The organism is Methylomusa anaerophila (assembly GCF_003966895.1).
Taxonomy (GTDB): domain Bacteria; phylum Bacillota; class Negativicutes; order Sporomusales; family Sporomusaceae; genus Methylomusa; species Methylomusa anaerophila.
The window spans coordinates 911,651-932,743 of record NZ_AP018449.1 but is presented as its reverse complement, the minus strand read 5'-3'; the positions used below and the strand labels follow the sequence as shown (position 1 = coordinate 932,743).

Genomic DNA, 21,093 nt, shown 5'->3' with positions numbered 1-21,093 from the left:
TGTATAATTTTATCAAAGATTGTCGAATATCATATGATTTTGACAAAAATTTCGAAAGCAAGAACGGGAAACTATGGGTTTAAGGGGGTCTGCGCCCTAGTACTGCCAGTTGCAATAGAGGTTTCTATTTCATCCTGGTTCGGGCAAGGCGCCGCAATTGGAGGTGATTGTTTTACAGTAATACAGTGTAGTGTAGTGTATAGTAGGGAATTTCTAAAGGTTTGCATGGAAGGTGAGTTTATAAAAAAGGAAAAATTATATGGGGAAAAATTGAGGGTATTGAGGGTAATAATTAATGGCTAATAATGTTGGCGAACCTCATCATACAAGGCGATGGTGAGGAAAATTTCGGAGGAATGATTTATGAAGAGCTTTCAGATTAGATCAATCATGAAATTGTCTATCAACCAAAAACTCATTGTTGCTTTTCTGCTATCCCTTATTGTCTCAGGGCTTATCCTCCTAGGGAGTAGTTTTACATTCACCAGGAGCAGTCTAAATGATTTGACCAGGACGTCCTTAAAGAACGACACCCGGCTTGTAATTCAGCTCATTGAACAGGCGGATGACCAAGTGAAAAAAGGATTCTTGACGCTGCCGGAGGCGCAAGAACAAGTAAAGATTGCAATATTAGGGCCGCGTAACGCCGACGGTACCCGGCCAATTAATAAACGCATTGACCTTGGGAAAAGCGGCTATTTTGTAGTTTACGACAGTGCCGGGCTGGAAGTGGCTCATCCCAAGCTTGAAGGCAAGAATGTCTGGGAGGTTGAAGATCCCAAGACGAAAGCGAAATTAGTGCAAGAAACCATAAAGGTTGCCGAGGCGGGAGGAGGATTTGTAACCTACAATTGGGGTCTTCCTGAAGATCCGGAAAAGATAGCGACAAAAATAATTTATGCCGAGAAAGACCCGCGCTGGGGATGGATCGTTAACTGCGGTTCATACCTTGACGATTATATAGGAGACGTTTATACATCGTTCTATAAGTTAGCTGCTATTTTCGTCGCGATCTTGCTGGTCGGCGTGATTATTATCTACTTTGTTGCCAGGCAGATATCCAGGCCAATTGAAAATATTACAGCGCAAATGGACTTTTTGGCTCAGGGAGACTTAAGTATATCGATCTTGGAAGTTCAAACGAAAGATGAAACGCAAAGTTTGGCTGAATCCACAAACAAAATGGTCACTAGTTTGCGAGGTTTGATTACAATGTTGGCTGGGTTGTCAAATCAGCTGGCGAACGCTTCGGAACATTTAACCGCCAGTGTGGAACAAACGGCCCAAGCGGCGAACCAGGTAGCAGCGTCTATCACCGATGTGGCAGCGGGAGCAACTGAGCAATTGTCTGCAGCCAACGAAACCTCTGCCGTGGTAGAGCAGATGTCGGCGGCTATTCAACAGGTTGCTGCCAATACGAATCAAGTGGCGGTTCAATCGGAACAGGCCGCTGACAAGGCTAGCAGCGGCGGTAAGGCCGTGGAAAAGGCCGTAAACCAGATGACCCAAATTGAGAAGACGGTCAATACTTCTGCTCAAGTTGTGGCCAAGCTGGGAGAACGTTCAAAGGAAATCGGCCAGATTGTCGATACTATTTCCGGTATCGCCGGACAAACGAACTTACTGGCCCTTAATGCAGCCATAGAGGCGGCCCGTGCGGGCGAACAGGGACGGGGCTTTGCCGTTGTGGCCGAAGAAGTTCGTAATCTCGCGGAGCAGTCTCAGGTGGCAGCTAAAAAGATTGCAGAACTGATTGGAGAGATTCAAGGCGACACCGACACTGCTGTCGAAGCCATGACCGACGGCACCCGTGAGGTCAAGACCGGAGCCGAGATGGTTGCTGCCGCCGGGGCTGCTTTTAGGGAAATCATCGAAGTGGTAACCAAAGTGTCGGGTCAGGTAAAGGAAATTTCTACGGCGATTCAACAAATGTCTGCCGGAAGCAGGCAAATCGTAGACTCAGTCAAAAAGATCGATGAGCTTAGCAAGCATTCGGCAAGCGAGTCGCAAAACGTCTCAGCCGCAACGGAAGAACAGTCGGCTGCGATGGAAGAGATTTCTTCTTCGATCCAGGAGTTGGCCAAAATGGCGGAAGATCTTCAGACAGCCGTCAAACGGTTCAAGATTTAGGAAGGCGGCAACGGCGAAATATTTGTTGAAATGTAACGGTGCAGCAGGATATACGGTGAGAAATAAAGAAAATACCCATAACTTACTCAACAGGTAGGTTATGGGTATTTTTTATAACGGTTGGATACGGGACGTTAAAGTTTTTTACCTGGTTTTTTACCTGAAGGAAAGAAGGTGTACATATGAAACTAATATCATGGAATGTAAATGGGTTTAAATCATGTGTTAGCAAGGGATTCAGTGAGTTTTTCAACAGCGTGGACGCCGATATCTTCTGTATTCAGGAAACAAAAATGCAACAAAACCAGACGGCACTGAGTTTTACAGGATATAGGGAATACTGGAACAGCGCGGTGAAAAAGGGATACTCAGGTACTGCCGTTTTTACGCGGCTAGAGCCGGTAACGGTCACTTTTGGCATAAATATTATGGAACATGACCGGGAAGGGCGTGTAATAACGCTGGAATTCGACGGATTTTTTCTCGTAAATGTTTATACTCCCAATTCCCAACGGGGACTTTTGCGCCTGGACTATCGTCTGCATTGGGACGATGACTTTAGTGCTTATGTTGAGGGGCTTAATAAAACAAAACCTGTGATCGTGTGCGGTGACATCAATGTTGCCCACGAAGAAATCGATATTAAAAACCCGAAATCCAACAGACGCAATGCCGGCTTTACCGATGAGGAGAGAGGTAAGATGACCGTGCTCTTGAGCTCGGGATTAACAGACACCTTTCGATATTTGTATCCGGATAAAAGCGATGCCTATACATTTTGGTCCTATATGCTGAGGGCGAGAGAGCGGAACATCGGTTGGCGTATTGATTACTTTTTGGTGTCGGACAGGCTAAAGAAATATGTTAAAGATTCCGTCATTTACTCCGGGATTATGGGCAGTGACCATTGTCCGATTGGTTTGGAAATTTTTTGAGTCGAGGGACGGTTCTTCGACTCACCATATTTTTCTCTTTTATTGTATATTTTATTGCATATTATTTAGGACGTGAGCAAAGCTAATTTCACTAATACGTTAGAGGTGATTTCAGTGAGCAATAGCTTTATCATGTGGTTATTAACCTTAGTTCCCTGGCTGACACTTTTTTTCATGAAGAAAGAAGAGATTAAACGCTGGATGCCGGTTGCCATGTTTGCTGTTGTACTGGCTACCATAATTGGCGACATTGGAATTCGGTTAGGGGTTTGGGCTACCCGTGAACCAACCTTTCCTTTTAGCCAGATATTACCATTTTTTTATGGGGTAATGCCTGTATTAACAATATGGGTCTTTAAGTTCACATACAGGCATTTCTGGCCGTATATGATTACCAATCTAATTCTAGATGTAGTCTTTAATTTTTTTATCCTGGGTTACTTTCTACCAGGCAGAGGAATAGTCGATTTCAACATATCGCCACTTTTATCGCTGCCCATCACCTTGCTACATGCAGTTGTAATTTACGGCTATCAAATGTGGCAAGACGAGGCATTACTCAATACCGACAGTTTTACTAAGTACAATATCAAACCAGCGGTGGCAAAGCTTTTTACGAACAACTCCAAGGATGATGAAAGCGATTAATGTTTATTCTCTTTGTGGGAAGTAGAAAAGAGAAACATTGGCCTAACTCATTACGAGATAGACAGGTTGAGGGCGTTTGTCAGGCCCTTTCATTAAAGGCTGGTGGGTTGGGTATACGCCACACCTACCGGATAAGAAACATATTATTGCAGGCAGAGTAAATAGTTATAACTTACTTGAGCGGTGAGTTATGGCTATTTATTTGAGGCTGTTATTTTTTTATTTCCGAGGTTGGCAGAAGACAAAAAATACAATATTTTACAATTTTCTAGCTTAACGGCAGGAAGAAAGTGCGAAAACAACGAATAAGGTTGAAAACATGGGGACAGGGATGTTGTTTCAAAAAGGGAAGTAACATCAATTCTCTAGAGGTGAAGCAGATCGAAAGCTTAAAACAGTGTCCCTGTCCCCATGTTTTTAAATCATTGATAAAATAGTCCATGATTTGAACAAAAAAAATATAATTTGCCGTGCCCTAACTTATGAAAGCGAAATTGCATATCCCATTCAGGATATTGCTTTACGATAAAAACTCTATCCCCCGCGATATAAGCAACAAAAGATATATAATGCTCTTTTTTCATTTCGTGGGATGATGAAACATATAGCTGATCTTCTACAGGCTCTATATTTAATAAATGGTCCTCATTTGCATTTGCTGCAACTAATGCTTTCAATTTCTTGCCGCAACATGAAATATTGGCATCGCCTGTTGCCGTCAAGAGATTATTACACTGCGGGCAGACATAAAATTTAAGCTTTTTCATATTTCCCCCAATAGTTTCATTTAATTCAACTTTGCCTGAGAGGATTTCTTCAATATTGACTCCGAGTATTTGTGACAGTTCCGGGAGTAATGATACATCCGGACATCCAAGGCCACGCTCCCATTTACTTATGGTTTTATCACTGATATTCATCAAATCAGCCAATTGCTTTTGCGTCATTTCTTTTTCTTTTCGTAGATTACAGATTAACTTGCCGATTATGTCGCAGTTCATTAAGATCACCTCCGAAATAAAGTTTAGAGTATAATTCAAATACTATCAATAAACGAATCGTAGAGTACATTAGAACCAAATGGTATAAACTATACTACAAAGATGGGCGTTTTGTAGACACAGTATTCTTGACTCCTACGCCGATCAGATTAATCGCAGTTTCAATCATTTCATCCAGACTAACCTTGAATTGCTGTAATATGCCTGTGGAAAACATGGGGACAGGGATGTTGTTTCAAAAAGGGAGTGACATAAATTCTTTAGAGGTAAAGCAGATCGAAAGCTTAAAACAGTATCCCTGTCCCCATGTTTTCCCATGTTTTGCCTATAATCAACACACTTGCCTGCATTATTTCCAGTGTACCATTCCGTTAATTTATGCATCTTTCGCTCATGGTAAACCGCTCCCTTTTTCTCAACTAAGATAAAAATTAAATATTTATTCGATAATTGTTAAATACTTCAAACAAAATAACGATATAGTTATCGTAGGATAATTTTTTTTAGCAGGGAGCTGTTACCAAATGAATATCAATTGCATAAGAAACTATCAAGCGCCTAATTTTATCTCAGAAAGCAATGTTGCTTTTCGTAAGGCCACCAACTTTAAGAAAGATAGTAATGAAGTTGTTTTTAATAGTTCATCATCGGCTCAGTCATCCGGAATTTCTTCTGCATACACTCTTGATTTGAGTTCATCACAAACAACGCAAATTGACAAGAAATATTTAGCAAGTCAGTTTGAGGGGAAAAGTAAACCAACTACATCCTTTGTTGAAGATTATGCAGTAACCTATCAAAAACTGCGTAAAGAGATCATGGATAATTCCTCAAGCACAGACATAGAAGAAAACCTAAAGGTACTTGACGACGTCTACAAAGAGCAGGTAGCCAAAGCTGCCGAAACAGTAGCCGGTACCTTTGAGAATTTCTTTGACTATACCCCTAATACCCTGAAAACGCTTAATAAGGATATGACTACTAATGCCCCAGTGTTTAACAGCAGTTCGTTTAAAGAGCATCTGGTAGACCTTGCTATGCAGGCACTGGAAGTAGTAAAAAACAATCCTGAACTTAGTGACAAGGATTTACGTTCCAAAATAAACTCCTCACTGAAATCCATCCCTGCTGACAATACCTTAGAGAATATGTCTTACAAGGATCTTCGTATTGTGTCAGATATCATTAAAGATCTGTCCTCCATGTCGCTTTCGCCTTTCCCTGGCACCCCCATTTCTTCGGACTCTCCTTACAAATATACAGACCCAGATAAGGCCGGAAATATCATGGCTAAATGGAACGCTTTACTGGAAAACACCGACAAACTGGCCGGCCTTTCGGAAGGTGTGAGGGAAAAGGTCACTGCTGCTATAAGAAATAACATCGAAGGCTATCATAAAGGTGCCGCCTATTCCAATGCAATGCACAACTATGATGCAACAATAAAAGAATTGCAGGGGCAACTTAAGGACTTAACGGCGCTCCGCAAAAAGCTCGAAGGTATTGTGAAGCAATTTAAAGATCAAGGTATGATCGACACAGCTTCCGTCTTTCTTACACAGCTTACTGCTATTGAGGGGCAAATCAGTGGTATTAACGGCCAAATACGAAGTGCCCAGGATGCAAAAACCAATTTGGAGAAAAATCCGGATAGCATAGTAGATACTGAAGAATACAAACAGATTAAAGATGCATATAAATCACAAAAAGATAAGCTGAAATCAACATAATAAGATGAAATAAATAAAAGTATTTCCTTTGCCTTATAAGGCAGAAGAAATGCTTTATTTTTATTATCTGAACCCATCCTGGTTGCTGCAAGCATCATCTATTACGCCAAAGATTCACGCCATCTTTATATACTGCTTATAAGGTCCGGCAGGCAACAAGCCAATGGTAATACCTTACTTAACCTTTAAACAAGTTATATATAAATCTCGTCCCAGTCCAGAATCTCACACCAGAATCCTCCCAGAATGGAATAGCGGCTCAAAATCAACTTTGCCAACTTGTCACAGTTGGTATCATCTTGCATTTTTTCTAATATCAGATCTTTATTTATTGTTTTATTGTACATAGTATCGCCTCCAGTTCCTTCTGTTGTAATTTCTGTTAGCTATACTATATCGTAATATGGCACTTATATAAGGACGAGGGAAGATGATAATCTCCAGCCGTCATTCATTTTGAGTCTTTCCTTTGAATATGGTACAATAGACGAAGATATATATCCGGAGGGATGAACATGAAATCACTTCGCTTATTTTTTGTATTGGTATTGGCAGCCGGCCTGTTGCTGACCGGCTGTGCAGGCCGGGCGGCAGGACCGTCCGCCGATCCGCCGGCTTCTGATTCCGGGCAGAACCAGGCCGCCGCGAAGAAAAACAGCATCGCCTTGTTTGAGACATCAATGGGAAATTTTAAAGTAGAGCTTTTCGAAGATAAAGCTCCCATTACCAGTCAGAATTTCATTACCCTGGTGAATAAAAAGTTCTATGACGGACTGATTTTTCACCGGGTTATTGACGGTTTCATGATCCAAGGCGGCGACCCGAGAGGTAACGGGACAGGGGGGCCGGGCTATACCATTCCTGATGAGTTTAATCCGGAATTAAAACACAGCGGACCAGGAATCTTATCAATGGCCAACGCCGGCCCTAATACCGGCGGCTCCCAGTTTTTTATCACCCTGGTAGCCACTCCCTGGCTTGACAAACACCATGCGGTTTTTGGCAAAGTAGTGGAGGGGCTGGAAGTGGTGCAGGCCATCGGTAAAAGCAAAACCGGCCCCAATGACAAGCCGGTGGAAAATGTTGTGATTAAAAAAATAACCATTCAGCCCGGACCCGGTAGTTGATAAAGGATAAAGATATGCCCTACACCTATATTCTTCAATGTGCGGACGGAACCTATTATACAGGCTGGGCTGCCGAGCTTGCCGCAAGACTTGCCGCTCATAACAAGGGAACCGGGGCACGCTATACCCGCAGCCGGCTTCCCGTTTGTCTGGTATACTGGGAGTATCAGCCTGATCAGAGTCAGGCTCAGAGACGGGAATGGGAGATCAAGAGTTTGACACGTCAGGAAAAAGAGCAGTTATTAGGAGCAGGGATGCTGCTTTACAATCAGGAGGGAGGTATAATCATGAATATTTTTGATTTTGCATTAAAAATGGAATTGGATGGTGAAAAATATTATAGAGAGCTTGCCGAAGGAGTTAAATATAATGACCTAAAAACGGTTTTAGAAGGTCTTGCGACAGATGAGCAGCGCCACTATAAAATTATTCAGTTGATCCAAAAACAAACTTTGAACCATATTGAGGCTGATCCTTCTTTAAGCAAAACACCAAATGTTTTTGCAATTAATACAAATAAAGATTTTGTTACCGGAAATAGCGAGTTAATTGCAAAACTAAAAGACGAACAAATTGACATATACAGAGCAGCGCTGGTAAAAGAGAAAGAGAGTGTAGAGCTTTATAAAAAACTAAAAGAAAATGCAGAAAAGCTAGAGGAAAAAATGATTTGGGAACAACTTATGCATGAGGAAGAAAACCATGTTGAACTGATTGATAATATTATTGAAATGTTGAACCATGTTAATGACTGGGTAGAAGCGGCAGAGTTTAATCATCAAGATATATATTAGACCAACCGCAGCTGTTTCCAGACATAGCTAGCGCTATAATAATCAGCAAAAGAAGGACTTAACTTACTATAAAACGAAAAATACGGAAAGGAAACAAAAAATACGTTATAATTTAATAAAGGACAAAGGATAACAGACAATATATTAATCAGCAATTAGAGGGAAGCATGGACAATAGTGTAAAAAAGGCAAATAGACTTGAAATCACTAACCGCTTTATTCATCCTAAAAAAGTTTTGCCGGAACAAGAATTACAAGAACTTTTGAAACATAATGAATTGCTGATAAGTGTTTCTAAGCCAATTTTACGGAAAATTCTGGACAGTTGTATTTCTATGGGAAACTTATTGATGTTATGCGACAGCCAAGGGTATATAACCAATCTAAGTGGCGATTTGGAAATAATTCAATGGTTATTTGAACGTGGGTTTAAACTTGGCACGTGCATGGATTACGAAAGCAGCGGGCTAAATGCAGTTAGTTTAGCAATACAAACCAAGCAATTATCAGAAGTAAAGGGGAGACTGCATCATTGCGTATCCCTGCGAAAGTGGTCAAGTGTCGCAGCTCCTATACAATTTCAGGGAAATATTGTTGCAATGATTAATCTCATGACGCCGTTAGCGGTTGAAACCACTGAAAGTAAAGTGATAGTTCAACTATTAAGCGACTATATTTCCATCCACTTGGAAAAGTGCGAAAAATCCTATGATTCAATTGCTAAAAATGTGTTTTACGGAACTTTGATACTGAATACAGACTTGAATTTGACTATTAAAGAGATAGATATTATTTATAGATTGTATCAAGGCGAAAAGCTAGCCGAATTACCGACAAAAATGTCTTTATCTCCCAATACAATAAAGAGCCATGTAAAAAGCATATACAGCAAATTTGGTGTCAATAAATTAATCGATTGTTTGGACGCAGTGCAATTGATATTCGAAAAGGCCAATGAAATAAATTGATCTGGTCAGAAAATTGCGAAAGTATTTTATTGTTCTTTCTTGTTTCGATCCTTTCAGTCAGTTTAAATGCGGAATTTGACGCAACCCCTTTTGGGTGAAATATCTAATCTGCTTAGATATGGAGGAGGTAAGCGTGGAGAACAATATCAAGACGATAAATGAGATTAATATTACTAATCGCTCTATTGCGCCGAAAGTCGTTTTACAAGAGGAAGACCTGCAGGGACTTTTAAAAAACAATGAACGGTTAGTAAGTATCTGCAAATCAATTTTACGAAGGATACCCGATAGTTTTTTTTCTATGGGAAATATACTGATGTTGTGCGATAATCGAGGATATATAACAAATCTGACTGGTGATTTGGAAATAATTCAATGGTTGTTTGAACGCAGTTTTAAACTTGGCACGTGTATGAATTTTGAGAGCAGTGGTCTAAATGCAGTCAGTTTGGCCTTGCAAACCGCGCAATTATCGGAGGTGAAATGGAGACTGCACCATTGTGTATCCCTAAGAAGATGGTCAAGTGTTGCGATACCGGTGGAAGTTAGAGAAAGCATTATTGGCATGCTTAATCTTATGACGCCATTAACGATAGAAACTGCTGAAAGTAAGGTGATAGTTCAATTATTAAGCGATTATATTTCCATCCGTTTAGAACAAAATGATAAAAATGATAAATTTTATTACTCAGCTGACAAGCGGGAATTTTATGGAACTTTAATACTGAGTACAGACTTGAATTTAACTATTAAGGAGATAGAAGTCATTTACAGGCTATATATAGGCGAAAAACTAGCCGAATTGCCAGGGAAAATGTCTTTGTCCCCCAACACAATAAAAAGCCATGTTAAAAGCATATATGGCAAATTTGGCGTTAGTAAACTGAATGATTGTCTTGATGAGGTTCACCAATTATTTTTATAATCGCCGGAATGAGGGGAGAAGAACCAACAGGAAATATTTGTCCGATAACGGAGGTGCGACTAAGTGAAGTTGAGGTCTTTGGAGGAACTGGCAAAGATAAAAGAAGTGAGGCGTGAAGCTCTTAATATCCGTGAAGGCATTCCGTCAGCAACCGAGAAGGCCCACATTATGATGTGTGGCGGTGCAGAGTGCATTTCTTCAAGGTGCGCTGCTGTCATAGATGCCATGAAAGAAGCCCTTGCCAGAAACGGTATTGCCGATCAGGTGAAAATTGTCTTAACGGGCTGTATGGGGACGTGCGATATGGGCTCTGTCGCTATTGTTTTCCCCGAGGGCATTTTTTATCACCGGTTGAAGCCGGAGGATGGCGCGGAGATTATTGAGGAGCATATTATTAAAGGCAACCTGGTACGGCGGCTGCTGTACACGGCTCCCGGCGCAAAAGAGCCGACTCCCTGTATTTATGACATTGATTTGTTCAAAAAACAGCATAAGATCGTTTTACGCAATAACTTTTATATAGATCCGAGTTCTATTGAGGACTACATCGCCCGCGACGGCTATGCCGGATTAGGCAAGGCCGTTACGCAGATGCAGCCGGCGGAAATTATTGAGGAGATGAGGCGGTCAGGGCTTCGCGGCCGTGGCGGCGCCGGTTTCTCCGTGGCAATGAAGTGGGGATACACTGCATTGGCTAAAGGATCGTCCAAATATGTGGTTTGTAACGGTGAGGAAGGCGACCCGGGCGCCTTTATGGACAGGTCTGTTCTGGAAGGTGACCCCCACAGTATCATCGAAGGCATGGCTATTGGCGGTCGCGCCATCGGCGCGGAGAAGGGTTATATCTATGTGCGGGTGGAATACCAGTTAGCTATTGAAAGGTTGGAACATGCCATTCAAAAAGCTTATGAACGTGGTTTTCTAGGCAAGAACATCTTTGATTCGGGGTTTAACTTTGACATTGAAATCCGGATTGGGGCAGGCGCCTTTGTCTGCGGTGAAGAAACTGCCCTTTTAACTTCCATTGAAGGCAAGCGCGGCGAGCCCAGACCCCGGCCGCCATTCCCGGCCAGCGAAGGTGTGTGGGGTAAACCCACGGTGTTGAATAACGTTGAAACGTGGGCCAATGTACCCAAAATTATTCACAGGGGCGCCGACTGGTTTGCTTCCATTGGCAGCGAGAAGAGTAAGGGGACCAAGGTTTTTACTCTGGCCGGCCAAGTTAACCACATCGGTATTGTGGAAGTACCCATGGGCACTACCATAAAGGAAATTATTTACGATATTGGCGGCGGAATCCAGGGAAATAAGGAATTTAAAGCCGTCCAAATCGGCGGTCCCTCCGGCGGCTGCATTCCGGCCGCTCTTCTGGATACGCCGGTGGATTATGACTCTCTCGGCGCGCCTGGCGCAATCATGGGTTCCGGTGGAATGATCGTTATGGATGAGAACACCTGCATGGTGGATATCGCCAAGTTCTTTATGGACTTCTGCGTGGATGAGTCTTGCGGCAAGTGTTCTCCCTGCCGGATCGGCACCAAACGGATGCTGGAGATTTTGGAGCGCATCACCACCGGCGGGGGAAGAGAGGGAGATATTGAGCTGCTGGAAGAATCGGGTGAGATGATTAAGTTGACCGCCTTATGCGGCTTGGGTTACACTGCGCCCAACTCGGTTTTGAGCACAATCCGCTATTTTCGGAACGAGTACGAGGAACATATCAGGGAACACAAGTGTGCCGCTAATGTATGCCAGTTTAAAAAATAAAACCGCTTCGACAGTTATTCCGGGAGTTTGGAGGGGAAATTGAAAATGATAACATTGACCATTGATAACCAGACAGTAACGGTAAAAGCAGGAAGCACCATTCTAGAGGCGGCGCAAAAAGCGGGATTCAATATCCCGACGCTGTGTTACCTGAAGGATATCAATGTCGTTGGCGCCTGCCGGATTTGCGTAGTGGAGGTTCAAGGCGCCAGGACCTTAATACCTGCTTGCGTGGCGCCGGTTGACGAGGGGATGGTTGTTCGTACCGCCACGCCGGCGGTTATAAAAGCTCGCAAGTTTGTTTTAGAACTGATTCTTTCGGACCACCCCATGGAATGCCTGAAATGTGTACGGAATCAGAACTGTGAACTACAAAAGCTGGCGGAAGAATTTGGCGTGACGGATATTCGTTTTGAAGGCGCAAAAACGTCCCATACCATCGATGATTCAAGTCCCGCCATCCAAAGAGATCCGCGTAAGTGTATCCTCTGCCGCCGGTGTATTTCCGTCTGCGGCAATATTCAGACCGTAAATGCTCTTACTGCCGACAACAAAGGTTTTGATGCCGTTATCGCCCCTGCTTTCAACGAGCGGCTGGCAAATATGGAATGCGTTCAATGCGGTCAATGCTCCCTGGTATGTCCCACCGGCGCTATTCAAGAGAAAAATGATGTGGACAAAGTCTGGGCTGCTCTGGCCGATCCCAATAAGCACGTTATTGTGCAGACCGCGCCGTCTGTCAGGCTGCAGATCGGTGAAATTATGGGAGCCGAGCCGGGGAGCATCGTTACCGGCCAAATGGTTGCCGGGCTGCGCCGCTTAGGCTTCCACAAAGTATTCGACACCAACTTTAGTGCCGATGTGACCGTCATGGAAGAAGGAAATGAGCTGTTGCGGCGGATCAACACCGGTGATCTTTTGCCGATGATCACTTCATGCAGCCCTGGCTGGGTAAAGTTTATCGAGCACTTTTACCCGGATCTGCTGCCGCACCTTTCCACCTGTAAGTCGCCCCAGCAGATGTTCGGCGCTCTGGCCAAGACTTACTACGCTAAAAAAGTAAACATTGATCCGGCTAATATTGTTTGTGTTTCGGTTATGCCCTGCACCGCCAAGAAGTTCGAGTGCAGCCGACCGGAAATGTTTAGCAGCGGTTACCAAGACGTGGATGTGGTGCTCACCACTCGTGAATTGGGCCGCATGTTTAAACAGGCCAGATTTGACGTTATCAACCTGCCGGAAGAAGAATACGATGCGCCGCTGGGAATTACTACCGGTGCCGGCCAGATTTTTGGCGCTTCCGGCGGGGTGATGGAAGCCACCTTGCGGACCGTCTGTGAAATGGTTACCGGTAAAGAACTTAAAAATATTAATTTTACGGTCTGCCGGGGGCTTGCCGGGGTGAAAGAAGCCACCCTTCAGTTGGGTAATTTACAGTTAAAGGTGGCAATTATTAATGCTTTGGGCAATGCCCGTAAAGTACTGGAGAAAATCCGCGCCGGTGAAGCCGACTACCACTTTATTGAAGTTATGGCCTGCCCCGGCGGTTGTATCGGCGGCGGCGGCGGACCTATCCCGACCAGCAACGAGATCCGTCTTAAGCGCATCGACGCCATTTATACAGAGGATGCGGGCATGGTCCTGCGTAAGTCCCATGATAACCCGGCCATTAAGAAACTGTACGCCGAGTTTCTTGAAAAGCCGCTCAGCGACAAGTCCCATGAGTTGTTGCACACGCACTACACACCGAGAAATCAATATCCAAAATGTGACTAGTGGGCTGTCAAGTTTAAAAGGCTAGATGCATTCGCGAGGATTTTTTCGCAAGGCAAGGCGAAGGAGGCGCGCATATCGAGAATATGTAAGCCGACGCCAACGAAGCATTGCGGAAAAAGACCGCGAATGCATCAACATTTTTAGACTTGGCAGTCCACTAATGACTAGGAAATAGGTGAGAAATTTCGCCTATTTATTGGGTCGCATTAAAGAATTGAAATTATATCCGGGTATTAGGAATGCTTCGACGCTGCCGCTTAACTTCAGCATCCTAATACCCGGATATTAATTTTTAATGCGACATATGACATATATAGTAGAAAAATATGATATAAATGACATGAATTTTTTGCTATTTTATCAGTTCATCACTTCATGTCTATTTAGTTTTTAATTGCGATAATTTTGATAACATTAAAAAAATTGCAAAAAAAAAACTATATAAATATCGTGATAATTCTCTTGATTTATGCGAAATATTCAAAAAGAAGATGGGGGATATAAACCACCCTCTTCTTTTTTTATGGGTGAATATATTGACCACACGTGAAGAATGGGTTAAACTAATAGTTAGCAAAAGTAAGGAGGAATAGACTTATGGAAACATGCGTATGTGTTTGCAACGGCGAAGATGAATTGACCAAACAATTGGATAAGGTTATTGATGAGTACAGGGGGCAGCCCAGCGGGTTGATCCAGGTGTTGACCAAGGCTCAGAACCTTGTGGGTTATCTGCCGAAATGGGTTCAGGTTAGAATTGCCCAAGGTTTAGGGTTATCGTTGCAAGAAGTTTATGGCGTTTGCACGTTTTATGCTTTCTTCTCCCTGATTCCGAAGGGCCGGCATAAGGTCAGCGTTTGCGCTGGAACAGCCTGCTACGTTAAAGGCAGTCAAATGATTGTTAAAACCCTTAGAGAAGTATTGGGGGTCAAGCCTGGACAGACTACCGAGGACAGCCGGTTTACGGTGGAATTGGTGCGCTGCATCGGCGCCTGTGGTTTGGCGCCTGCCGTAATTATGGACGGCAAGGATGTTCACGGCCGCTTGACGCCGGAACTTATTCCGGCCGTGCTGGGAGAATACAAGTAAGACCGGATTGCGGACAGCGGATAGCGGCTAGTTGCAGGATTTAAACGGAGGTGTGACTAAGTGAAGATAAAGTCTTTGGACGAACTGGCAAAGATTAAAGACACTAGGCGGGAAGCACTTAAAATCCGGGATGGTGTCCCGTCGCCAACTGAGAAAGCCCATATTATGATGTGTGGCGGCGCGGGGTGTATTTCTTCCAAATGTACCGATGTTGTGGACGCCATGAAAGAAGCTCTCGCCAAACACGGGATCGCCGATCAGGTTCAGATTATCTTAACCGGCTGTATGGGACCATGCGACATGGGTCCGGTCGCCGTTATTTATCCCCAGGCTACCTTTTACCGCAGGTTAAAGCCTAAAGATGCCGAAGAGATCGTGACGGAACACATCCTGAAGGGCAATCTGATATCGCGGCTGCTGTACAGGACTCTCGGCTCCAAAGAACCAACTCCCTGTGTTTACGATATCGACTTGTTCAAAAAACAGCATAAGATTGTTTTACGCAACAATTTTAATATTGATCCAACCTCTATTGAGGATTATATCGCCAGGGACGGTTATGCGGCGCTGGGGAAGGCCATTACCCAAATGCAGCCGGCGGATATTATTGACGTGGTAAAAAAATCCGGTCTTCGCGGCCGGGGCGGCGGTGGCTTCTCCACCGGCACGAAGTGGGGTTTTACCGCGGCGGCTGCCGGCTATCTCAAATACGTAGCCTGCAATGGTGACGAAGGTGACCCGGGCGCGTTTATGGACAGGTCCGTCCTGGAGGGCGATCCCCACAGCATTATTGAAGGCATGACCATCTGCGGCCGCGCTGTCGGGGCAGAACAAGGCTATGTCTATGTACGGGCCGAATACCCGCTGGCTATTGAAAGATTGGAAGTCGCCATTAAAAAGGCGCGTGAATGGGGTCTCTTAGGCAAGGATATTTTTGGCTCCGGGTTTAACTTTGACATCGAAATCCGGATTGGCGCCGGCGCCTTCGTTTGCGGCGAAGAAACGGCGCTGCTGACTTCCATTGAAGGCAAGCGCGGCGAGCCGCGGCCCAGACCGCCATTCCCGGCCAACTCAGGTGTCTGGGGTAAACCTACCGTTCTAAACAATGTTGAAACCTGGGCCAATATTTCGGAAATCGTTCTGAAGGGTGCGGACTGGTACGCCGGCATTGGTACCGAGAGGAGCAAAGGGACCAAAGTTTTCGCCCTGGCCGGTAAAATCAACAACACCGGTATTGTGGAAGTGCCTATGGGCACCACTTTACGGGAAATAGTCTTCGATATCGGCGGCGGCATTCAGCGTAATAAAAAATTTAAAGCCGTCCAGACCGGTGGTCCGTCCGGCGGCTGTATTCCGGAAGCTTACCTTGACACCCCGGTGGATTATGACTCTCTTAACGCATTAGGCGCAATCATGGGTTCCGGCGGCATGATCGTCATGGATGAAGACAGCTGTATGGTGGACATCGCCAAGTTCTTTATGGAGTTCTGCGTGGACGAGTCCTGCGGCAAATGTACGCCCTGCCGGCTTGGCACCAAACGGATGATGGAAATACTGGAGCGCATCACTGCCGGCGAGGGAAGAGAAGGCGACATTGAGCTCCTGCAAGAAATAGGCCATATGATGAAGTCGGCGGCTCTATGTGGTTTGGGACAGACTGCGCCCAACCCCATTCTGAGCACTATTCACCACTTTCGGAGTGAATATGAGGATCATATCAAGGAACACAAATGTGCTGCCCAGGTTTGCGATTTTAAGGAATAAAAGCCGCTCCCGCCGCTTTTAATCCGGAAAATATTTAAAATACGGGAGTTTGGGGGGAAATTAAAGAATGATAACATTGACAATTGACAACCAGACAATAGCGGTGGAAGAAGGAAGTACCATTCTTACGGCCGCACAAAAATTGGGAATCAATATACCGACCCTTTGCTACCTGAAGGACATCAATGTCATCGGTGCCTGCCGGATTTGTCTGGTAGAAGTTCAAGGCGCCAGAACCTTAGTACCCGCCTGTGTGGCGCCGGTTGCCGAAGGAATGGTTGTTCGCACCGCCACGCCGGAAGTTATTCAAACTCGTAAGCTGATTCTCGAACTGATTCTTTCGGACCATCCGATGGAGTGTCTTACCTGTGTGCGCAACAAAAACTGTGAACTGCAAGATTTGGCCGAAGAATTTGGCATAAAGGAAATCCGGTTCGAAGGCGAGAAAACGGGCTATCCCCTGGACACTTCCAGCCCTGCAATCCAGAGAGATCCGCGCAAGTGCGTTCTCTGCCGCCGTTGCGTTGCCGTCTGTGCCAATGTGCAGACGGTAAAGGCCCTTACGGCTGAAAACAGAGGCTTTAACTCTCTTATTGCGCCGGCTTTCAATGAAAACCTGGCCAACATGGAATGCGTTCAGTGCGGCCAGTGTTCATTGGTATGTCCCACCGCTGCTATCCAGGAAAAGGACGATACCGATAAAGTGTGGGCGGCGCTTGCCGATCCTACAAAGCATGTTATTGTCCAAACCGCGCCTGCCGTTAGAGTACAGATCGGCGAACTAATAGGCGGCGAGCCGGGCGAAATTACTACCGGCCGGATGGTTGCCGGACTGCGGCGCCTAGGCTTTGACAAGGTTTTCGACACCAACTTCTCCGCTGACCTGACGATCATGGAAGAGGGTAACGAACTGCTGGAGCGAATTAACAAGGGCGGCACTCTGCCGATGATCACCTCCTGTAGTCCGGGCTGGATCAAATTTATTGAACATTTTTATCCTGATCTCTTAGCGCACCTTTCCACCTGTAAGTCGCCACAGCAAATGTTCGGCGCTCTGGCCAAGACTTACTATGCCCAAAAAATAGATATTAATCCGTCTGATATCGTCAGCGTCTCAATCATGCCCTGCACCGCCAAGAAGTATGAGTGTACCCGGCCGGAAATGTTCAGCAGCGGTTACCAGGACGTGGACGTGGTACTTACCACCCGGGAACTGGGACGCATGTTCAAGCAGGCGAGATTTGACTTAAGTAATCTGCCGGATGAACAGTACGATGCGCCGTTGGGTATTGGTACCGGCGCCGGGCAAATTTTCGGCACTTCCGGCGGTGTAACGGAAGCCGCCCTGCGCACCCTGTCCGAAGTTGTCAGCGGTAAAACTCTGGACGACATCAACTTCAAGGCAGTCCGGGGTCTGGCCGGCGTAAAAGAAGCCACTGTTAAAGTGGGCGACCTGGATGTAAAAGTGGCAATTACCAACGGTTTGGGCAATGCCCGGAACGTATTGGATAAAATTCGTACCGGCGAAGCAGACTACCACTTCATTGAAGTTATGTGCTGCCCCGGCGGCTGTATCGGCGGCGGCGGTGCGCCAATTTCCTGCGATCCTGCCATCTGTTCAAAACGGTGCGACGCCATGTACAGCGAAGATGAGCGCATGGAACTGCGCAAGTCCCACCTGAACCCGGCCGTTCAGGAACTGTATCGCGATTTCCTTGAGAAACCGCTAGGCCACAAGTCCCATGAACTGCTGCATACCCATTACACTCCCAGGGGTCATCACCCACAGTGCGACTAAAATAATATGGTGCTGCCAAAGAAGAAAGCTGTCTCAAAAGATGGGATAGCTTTATCTTTATGCCTTTAGGGACAAGGGGACAGTTTGTTGATTGTTCCCCGAAAGAAAAAATGGTATACTGGTTTGGAGATGATTGCATGCAAGACAAGCCAGGGGAAAAAAGTAAAACCAGAATTTATTGACATCAAGCATACTCGAAGGTGTAAGCTGGATATAACGATGGTGTATTTACAAAAAATTGTGCCGTAGCGGGGATTTTAGTTTAGGAGGTAAGTTATTATGGATAGACGCGAGTTTATTAAGTATGCTGCTTATGTAAGTTTATCCATCGGCTTGGCCGGTTGTGCCGCCCGGCTGCCTAAAACGCAGGAGCCGCAGCTTCCGTCTCCAGCCTCCCGGCCTCAGCCGTCAAATCCGGCAGCCGCAGCCGGCGAGCGGGCCAAACTGGTGGTCGCCGAAGGCACCGATCCAAACGCCCTCATGGACAAAGGGCTTAAGGCGCTGGGCGGTATCGAAAAGTTCATCCAGCCGGGCAATATTGTAGTCATAAAACCCAATTTCAGCGTACCTCGCACACCCGACCAGGCTGCCACCACCAATGCGTTGCTGGTAGCGGCCCTGGTGAAGCAGTGCCTTGCCGCCCGGGCCAAGGAAGTACGGGTTATCGATCATACTTTCACCAATGGGCAGATGTGCCTGGAGAACAGCGGCATGCGCCAGGAGGTGACAGCGGCGGGCGGTCAGGTTTATATTATCAACAGCCAGACCGATCGTTTCTACCGGTCGGTGACAATGAACGGTGAGATCCTTAAAACCGCAAGCTATTCCCGGGATGTGCTGGATGCCCATGTATTCATCAACTTTCCGATTTTGAAGCATCACGACGGCACCGAGCTGACTATGGGCCTAAAGAACCTGATGGGCTTGGTATGGGACCGGGGTATCTTCCATCGTACCGATCTCAACAAGACGATCGCTGAGCTGGCTGCCTTTAGGCGGCCCCATCTTACCATCCTTGATGCTACCAGAGGCATTACTGCCAACGGCCCCATGGGTCCGGGGCCCATCCGGGAGTGGAATCAGGTGATATTCAGCACTGACATGATGGCGGTAGACGCCTATGGAGCCAACCTATTCGGTCATAATCCTGCCGACATCGGCCACTTGGCCGCTGCCGCCCAGCTCGGGGTAGGCACTCTTGACTGGCAAGGGCTTGAAGTAGTGAAGGTCTAAGGGTAAGGGTAATGTTTAATCGTAAATTTATTGCCGGACAATTGCGTTTTTGGCAGTTCACGCTGCCGGCCGCCCTGTTTATTCTCTCCGTCTATATGATACTGCGCCTGGAATATCCTTTAGCCGGCTTCACTGAATGGCTGCTCTGGATATCCCGGCTGGACCCGCTGCTGCTTTTTGCTTATAGCGGCGCTAGCCACGCGATACCTCACTGGGTTTGGCTGCCGGTTGCGGTATTGCTAATAACTGCGTTAGCGGGCAGGATTTATTGCGGCTGGATTTGCCCAGTCGGCGGACTTCTTGGACTGCTGCCTAATCTTACTCGCTATTTCCCCCGGCGGGGTGTCCGGGCCGGCCTGGCGGGAAGGGGTATTCTAAACTTCCTGGCGAAGTTGAAATACTGGTGGCTGTTACTGGTTGTGGCACTACTCTTTGCCGGCAACAGCATCCTGCTTATTTTTACGCCGTCGGCTTTACTCAGTCATGAGATTATGCGGCTGTACTTTCAACAAATTCCCTGGCTGCTGTTTGCTGCATTAGGATTAGGACTGGTTTTTTTCCCCCGGTTCTGGTGTGTTTACGTTTGCCCCAGCGGCATATTGATGGCCGCAGTTGCCTGCATTCGCCCGGCCAAGCTGCGGATCGCCGCCGGCTGTGTGGATTGCGGCTTATGCCATAACGTCTGCCCGGTGAAAACTGGGAAAGAAAAGCAAGGAGCAGCGGGAGGCGAATGCCTGGTATGCGCCGCCTGCTGGTCGGTTTGCCCGGTATCTGCAGTCACTTGGAAACAAATAAGTCCCCGGACCGAGGGGGCGGGACAAAGCCGGCGGGACTTTATCACCGTTGGAATCGGTATTATCGGCGCAGGCTTTCTGAGCTTTTTTGCTTCCGGACTCTTTGGGAGAAGCCGGGCGGCAGCCCAGGTTCTTAGACCGCCGGGAGCCTTGCCGGAAAATGACTTTCTCGCTACCTGCACCCGGTGTGGCCGCTGCACTAAAGTCTGTCCCAGCGCGGCTTTGGTTCCTATGCCCTTCGCCAGCGGCCTGATTACCTTTGAAACGCCGCGCTTCGTACCGCGTAAGGGTCGCTGCGAGCTGTGCATGCTTTGTCCCAAGGTATGCCCCAGCGGTGCTCTGAAGGATGTGGCCGTCGCCGATGTAAAAATTGGCACGGCAGCCATCGATAAGAAAACCTGTTTGGCCTGGGCCCAAGGAAAACTTTGCCTGGTATGTGCTGAGCAGTGTCCGGTGCATGCGGTTGTCATGGATGAAGCCAAACGGCCCGCCATCGATGCCGGCAAATGCGTCGGCTGCGGCGCGTGCGAAAATTCCTGCCCGCTGGAAGACCCCGCAGTTGTCGTAGCACCTAAAAGCACATTGTAAATAAAAGAATCGCAGAATCGCGAATA

Annotated in this window: 18 protein-coding genes; 16 read left to right on the top strand and 2 right to left on the bottom strand. The window is 46.2% G+C overall.

Features of this window, described 5'->3' with window-relative positions; all coding sequences use genetic code 11:
* The first annotated feature begins 33 nt into the window (after positions 1–33).
* The 4 genes from MAMMFC1_RS21310 (at position 34) to MAMMFC1_RS04145 (ending at position 3,713) form a co-directional block, all read left to right on the top strand.
* The gene (locus tag MAMMFC1_RS21310; protein WP_158618642.1) at positions 34–303 is read left to right on the top strand and encodes a hypothetical protein; all 270 of its coding nucleotides are present in this window, start codon (positions 34–36) and stop codon (positions 301–303) included.
* Between the two features lie 60 nt (positions 304–363).
* Positions 364–2,130, top strand: a complete 1,767-nt coding sequence (locus tag MAMMFC1_RS04155; protein ID WP_194085695.1) for a methyl-accepting chemotaxis protein — start codon at positions 364–366, stop codon at positions 2,128–2,130.
* Positions 2,131–2,312: 182 nt separating this feature from the next.
* Positions 2,313–3,065, top strand: coding sequence for an exodeoxyribonuclease III (locus MAMMFC1_RS04150; RefSeq protein WP_126306731.1), 753 nt, complete (start codon positions 2,313–2,315; stop codon positions 3,063–3,065).
* A gap of 114 nt (positions 3,066–3,179) precedes the next feature.
* The gene (locus MAMMFC1_RS04145; protein ID WP_126306730.1) at positions 3,180–3,713 is read left to right on the top strand and encodes a hypothetical protein; all 534 of its coding nucleotides are present in this window, start codon (positions 3,180–3,182) and stop codon (positions 3,711–3,713) included.
* Positions 3,714–4,135: 422 nt separating this feature from the next.
* Here the strand turns inward: MAMMFC1_RS04145 and MAMMFC1_RS04140 are convergent, their stop codons facing one another.
* Positions 4,136–4,714, bottom strand: a complete 579-nt coding sequence (locus MAMMFC1_RS04140; protein WP_126306728.1) for a helix-turn-helix domain-containing protein — start codon at positions 4,712–4,714, stop codon at positions 4,136–4,138.
* 524 nt (positions 4,715–5,238) lie between these two features.
* On the opposite strand from MAMMFC1_RS04140, the gene MAMMFC1_RS04135 reads away from it, so the two are divergent.
* Positions 5,239–6,444, top strand: coding sequence for a hypothetical protein (locus MAMMFC1_RS04135; protein WP_126306726.1), 1,206 nt, complete (start codon positions 5,239–5,241; stop codon positions 6,442–6,444).
* Positions 6,445–6,638: 194 nt separating this feature from the next.
* On the opposite strand, the gene MAMMFC1_RS21305 is transcribed toward MAMMFC1_RS04135, so the two are convergent.
* The gene (locus MAMMFC1_RS21305; protein ID WP_158618641.1) at positions 6,639–6,791 is read right to left on the bottom strand and encodes a hypothetical protein; all 153 of its coding nucleotides are present in this window, start codon (positions 6,789–6,791) and stop codon (positions 6,639–6,641) included.
* 168 nt (positions 6,792–6,959) lie between these two features.
* On the opposite strand from MAMMFC1_RS21305, the gene MAMMFC1_RS04130 reads away from it, so the two are divergent.
* From MAMMFC1_RS04130 to MAMMFC1_RS04075, 11 genes are all read left to right on the top strand, one after another.
* Positions 6,960–7,571, top strand: coding sequence for a peptidylprolyl isomerase (locus MAMMFC1_RS04130; RefSeq protein WP_408631227.1), 612 nt, complete (start codon positions 6,960–6,962; stop codon positions 7,569–7,571).
* Positions 7,568–8,365, top strand: coding sequence for a GIY-YIG nuclease family protein (locus tag MAMMFC1_RS22240; RefSeq protein ID WP_232035652.1), 798 nt, complete (start codon positions 7,568–7,570; stop codon positions 8,363–8,365). The genes MAMMFC1_RS04130 and MAMMFC1_RS22240 overlap by 4 nt, the downstream gene beginning before the upstream one ends.
* Before the next feature lie 167 nt (positions 8,366–8,532).
* Positions 8,533–9,333, top strand: a complete 801-nt coding sequence (locus MAMMFC1_RS04115) for a helix-turn-helix transcriptional regulator (RefSeq protein WP_126306722.1) — start codon at positions 8,533–8,535, stop codon at positions 9,331–9,333.
* Between the two features lie 133 nt (positions 9,334–9,466).
* Complete coding sequence (locus tag MAMMFC1_RS04110; RefSeq protein ID WP_158618640.1) at positions 9,467–10,258, top strand: helix-turn-helix transcriptional regulator; 792 nt, start codon at positions 9,467–9,469, stop codon at positions 10,256–10,258.
* Between the two features lie 63 nt (positions 10,259–10,321).
* Positions 10,322–12,025, top strand: coding sequence for an NADH-quinone oxidoreductase subunit NuoF (gene nuoF, locus MAMMFC1_RS04105; RefSeq protein WP_232035651.1), 1,704 nt, complete (start codon positions 10,322–10,324; stop codon positions 12,023–12,025).
* 45 nt (positions 12,026–12,070) lie between these two features.
* Positions 12,071–13,801 (top strand): NADH-dependent [FeFe] hydrogenase, group A6, encoded by a 1,731-nt coding sequence (locus MAMMFC1_RS04100; RefSeq protein WP_197723910.1) that lies wholly within the window; start codon positions 12,071–12,073, stop codon positions 13,799–13,801.
* 597 nt (positions 13,802–14,398) lie between these two features.
* Positions 14,399–14,890 (top strand): NADH-quinone oxidoreductase subunit NuoE family protein, encoded by a 492-nt coding sequence (locus tag MAMMFC1_RS04095; RefSeq protein ID WP_126306715.1) that lies wholly within the window; start codon positions 14,399–14,401, stop codon positions 14,888–14,890.
* 60 nt (positions 14,891–14,950) lie between these two features.
* Positions 14,951–16,654: an NADH-quinone oxidoreductase subunit NuoF gene (gene nuoF, locus MAMMFC1_RS04090; protein ID WP_232035649.1), complete on the top strand. Its 1,704-nt coding sequence runs from the start codon at positions 14,951–14,953 to the stop codon at positions 16,652–16,654.
* Positions 16,655–16,721: 67 nt separating this feature from the next.
* On the top strand, positions 16,722–18,452 hold the full coding sequence (locus MAMMFC1_RS04085) for an NADH-dependent [FeFe] hydrogenase, group A6 (RefSeq protein ID WP_126306713.1): 1,731 nt from the start codon (positions 16,722–16,724) through the stop codon (positions 18,450–18,452).
* Between the two features lie 279 nt (positions 18,453–18,731).
* Positions 18,732–19,685 (top strand): DUF362 domain-containing protein, encoded by a 954-nt coding sequence (locus tag MAMMFC1_RS04080; RefSeq protein WP_126306712.1) that lies wholly within the window; start codon positions 18,732–18,734, stop codon positions 19,683–19,685.
* Positions 19,686–19,696: 11 nt separating this feature from the next.
* Positions 19,697–21,067, top strand: coding sequence for a 4Fe-4S dicluster domain-containing protein (locus MAMMFC1_RS04075; protein ID WP_126306710.1), 1,371 nt, complete (start codon positions 19,697–19,699; stop codon positions 21,065–21,067).
* Positions 21,068–21,093: the final 26 nt, after the last annotated feature.

Coding starts and splice junctions, on each gene's coding strand:
- MAMMFC1_RS21310 (WP_158618642.1), top strand. CDS start 34: ATGATTTTGACAAAAATTTCGAAAGCAAGAACGGGAAACTATGGGTTT.
- MAMMFC1_RS04155 (WP_194085695.1), top strand. CDS start 364: ATGAAGAGCTTTCAGATTAGATCAATCATGAAATTGTCTATCAACCAA.
- MAMMFC1_RS04150 (WP_126306731.1), top strand. CDS start 2,313: ATGAAACTAATATCATGGAATGTAAATGGGTTTAAATCATGTGTTAGC.
- MAMMFC1_RS04140 (WP_126306728.1), bottom strand. CDS start 4,714: ATGAACTGCGACATAATCGGCAAGTTAATCTGTAATCTACGAAAAGAA.
- MAMMFC1_RS04135 (WP_126306726.1), top strand. CDS start 5,239: ATGAATATCAATTGCATAAGAAACTATCAAGCGCCTAATTTTATCTCA.
- MAMMFC1_RS21305 (WP_158618641.1), bottom strand. CDS start 6,791: ATGTACAATAAAACAATAAATAAAGATCTGATATTAGAAAAAATGCAA.
- MAMMFC1_RS04130 (WP_408631227.1), top strand. CDS start 6,960: ATGAAATCACTTCGCTTATTTTTTGTATTGGTATTGGCAGCCGGCCTG.
- MAMMFC1_RS04115 (WP_126306722.1), top strand. CDS start 8,533: ATGGACAATAGTGTAAAAAAGGCAAATAGACTTGAAATCACTAACCGC.
- MAMMFC1_RS04100 (WP_197723910.1), top strand. CDS start 12,071: ATGATAACATTGACCATTGATAACCAGACAGTAACGGTAAAAGCAGGA.
- MAMMFC1_RS04095 (WP_126306715.1), top strand. CDS start 14,399: ATGGAAACATGCGTATGTGTTTGCAACGGCGAAGATGAATTGACCAAA.
- MAMMFC1_RS04085 (WP_126306713.1), top strand. CDS start 16,722: ATGATAACATTGACAATTGACAACCAGACAATAGCGGTGGAAGAAGGA.
- MAMMFC1_RS04080 (WP_126306712.1), top strand. CDS start 18,732: ATGGATAGACGCGAGTTTATTAAGTATGCTGCTTATGTAAGTTTATCC.
- MAMMFC1_RS04075 (WP_126306710.1), top strand. CDS start 19,697: ATGTTTAATCGTAAATTTATTGCCGGACAATTGCGTTTTTGGCAGTTC.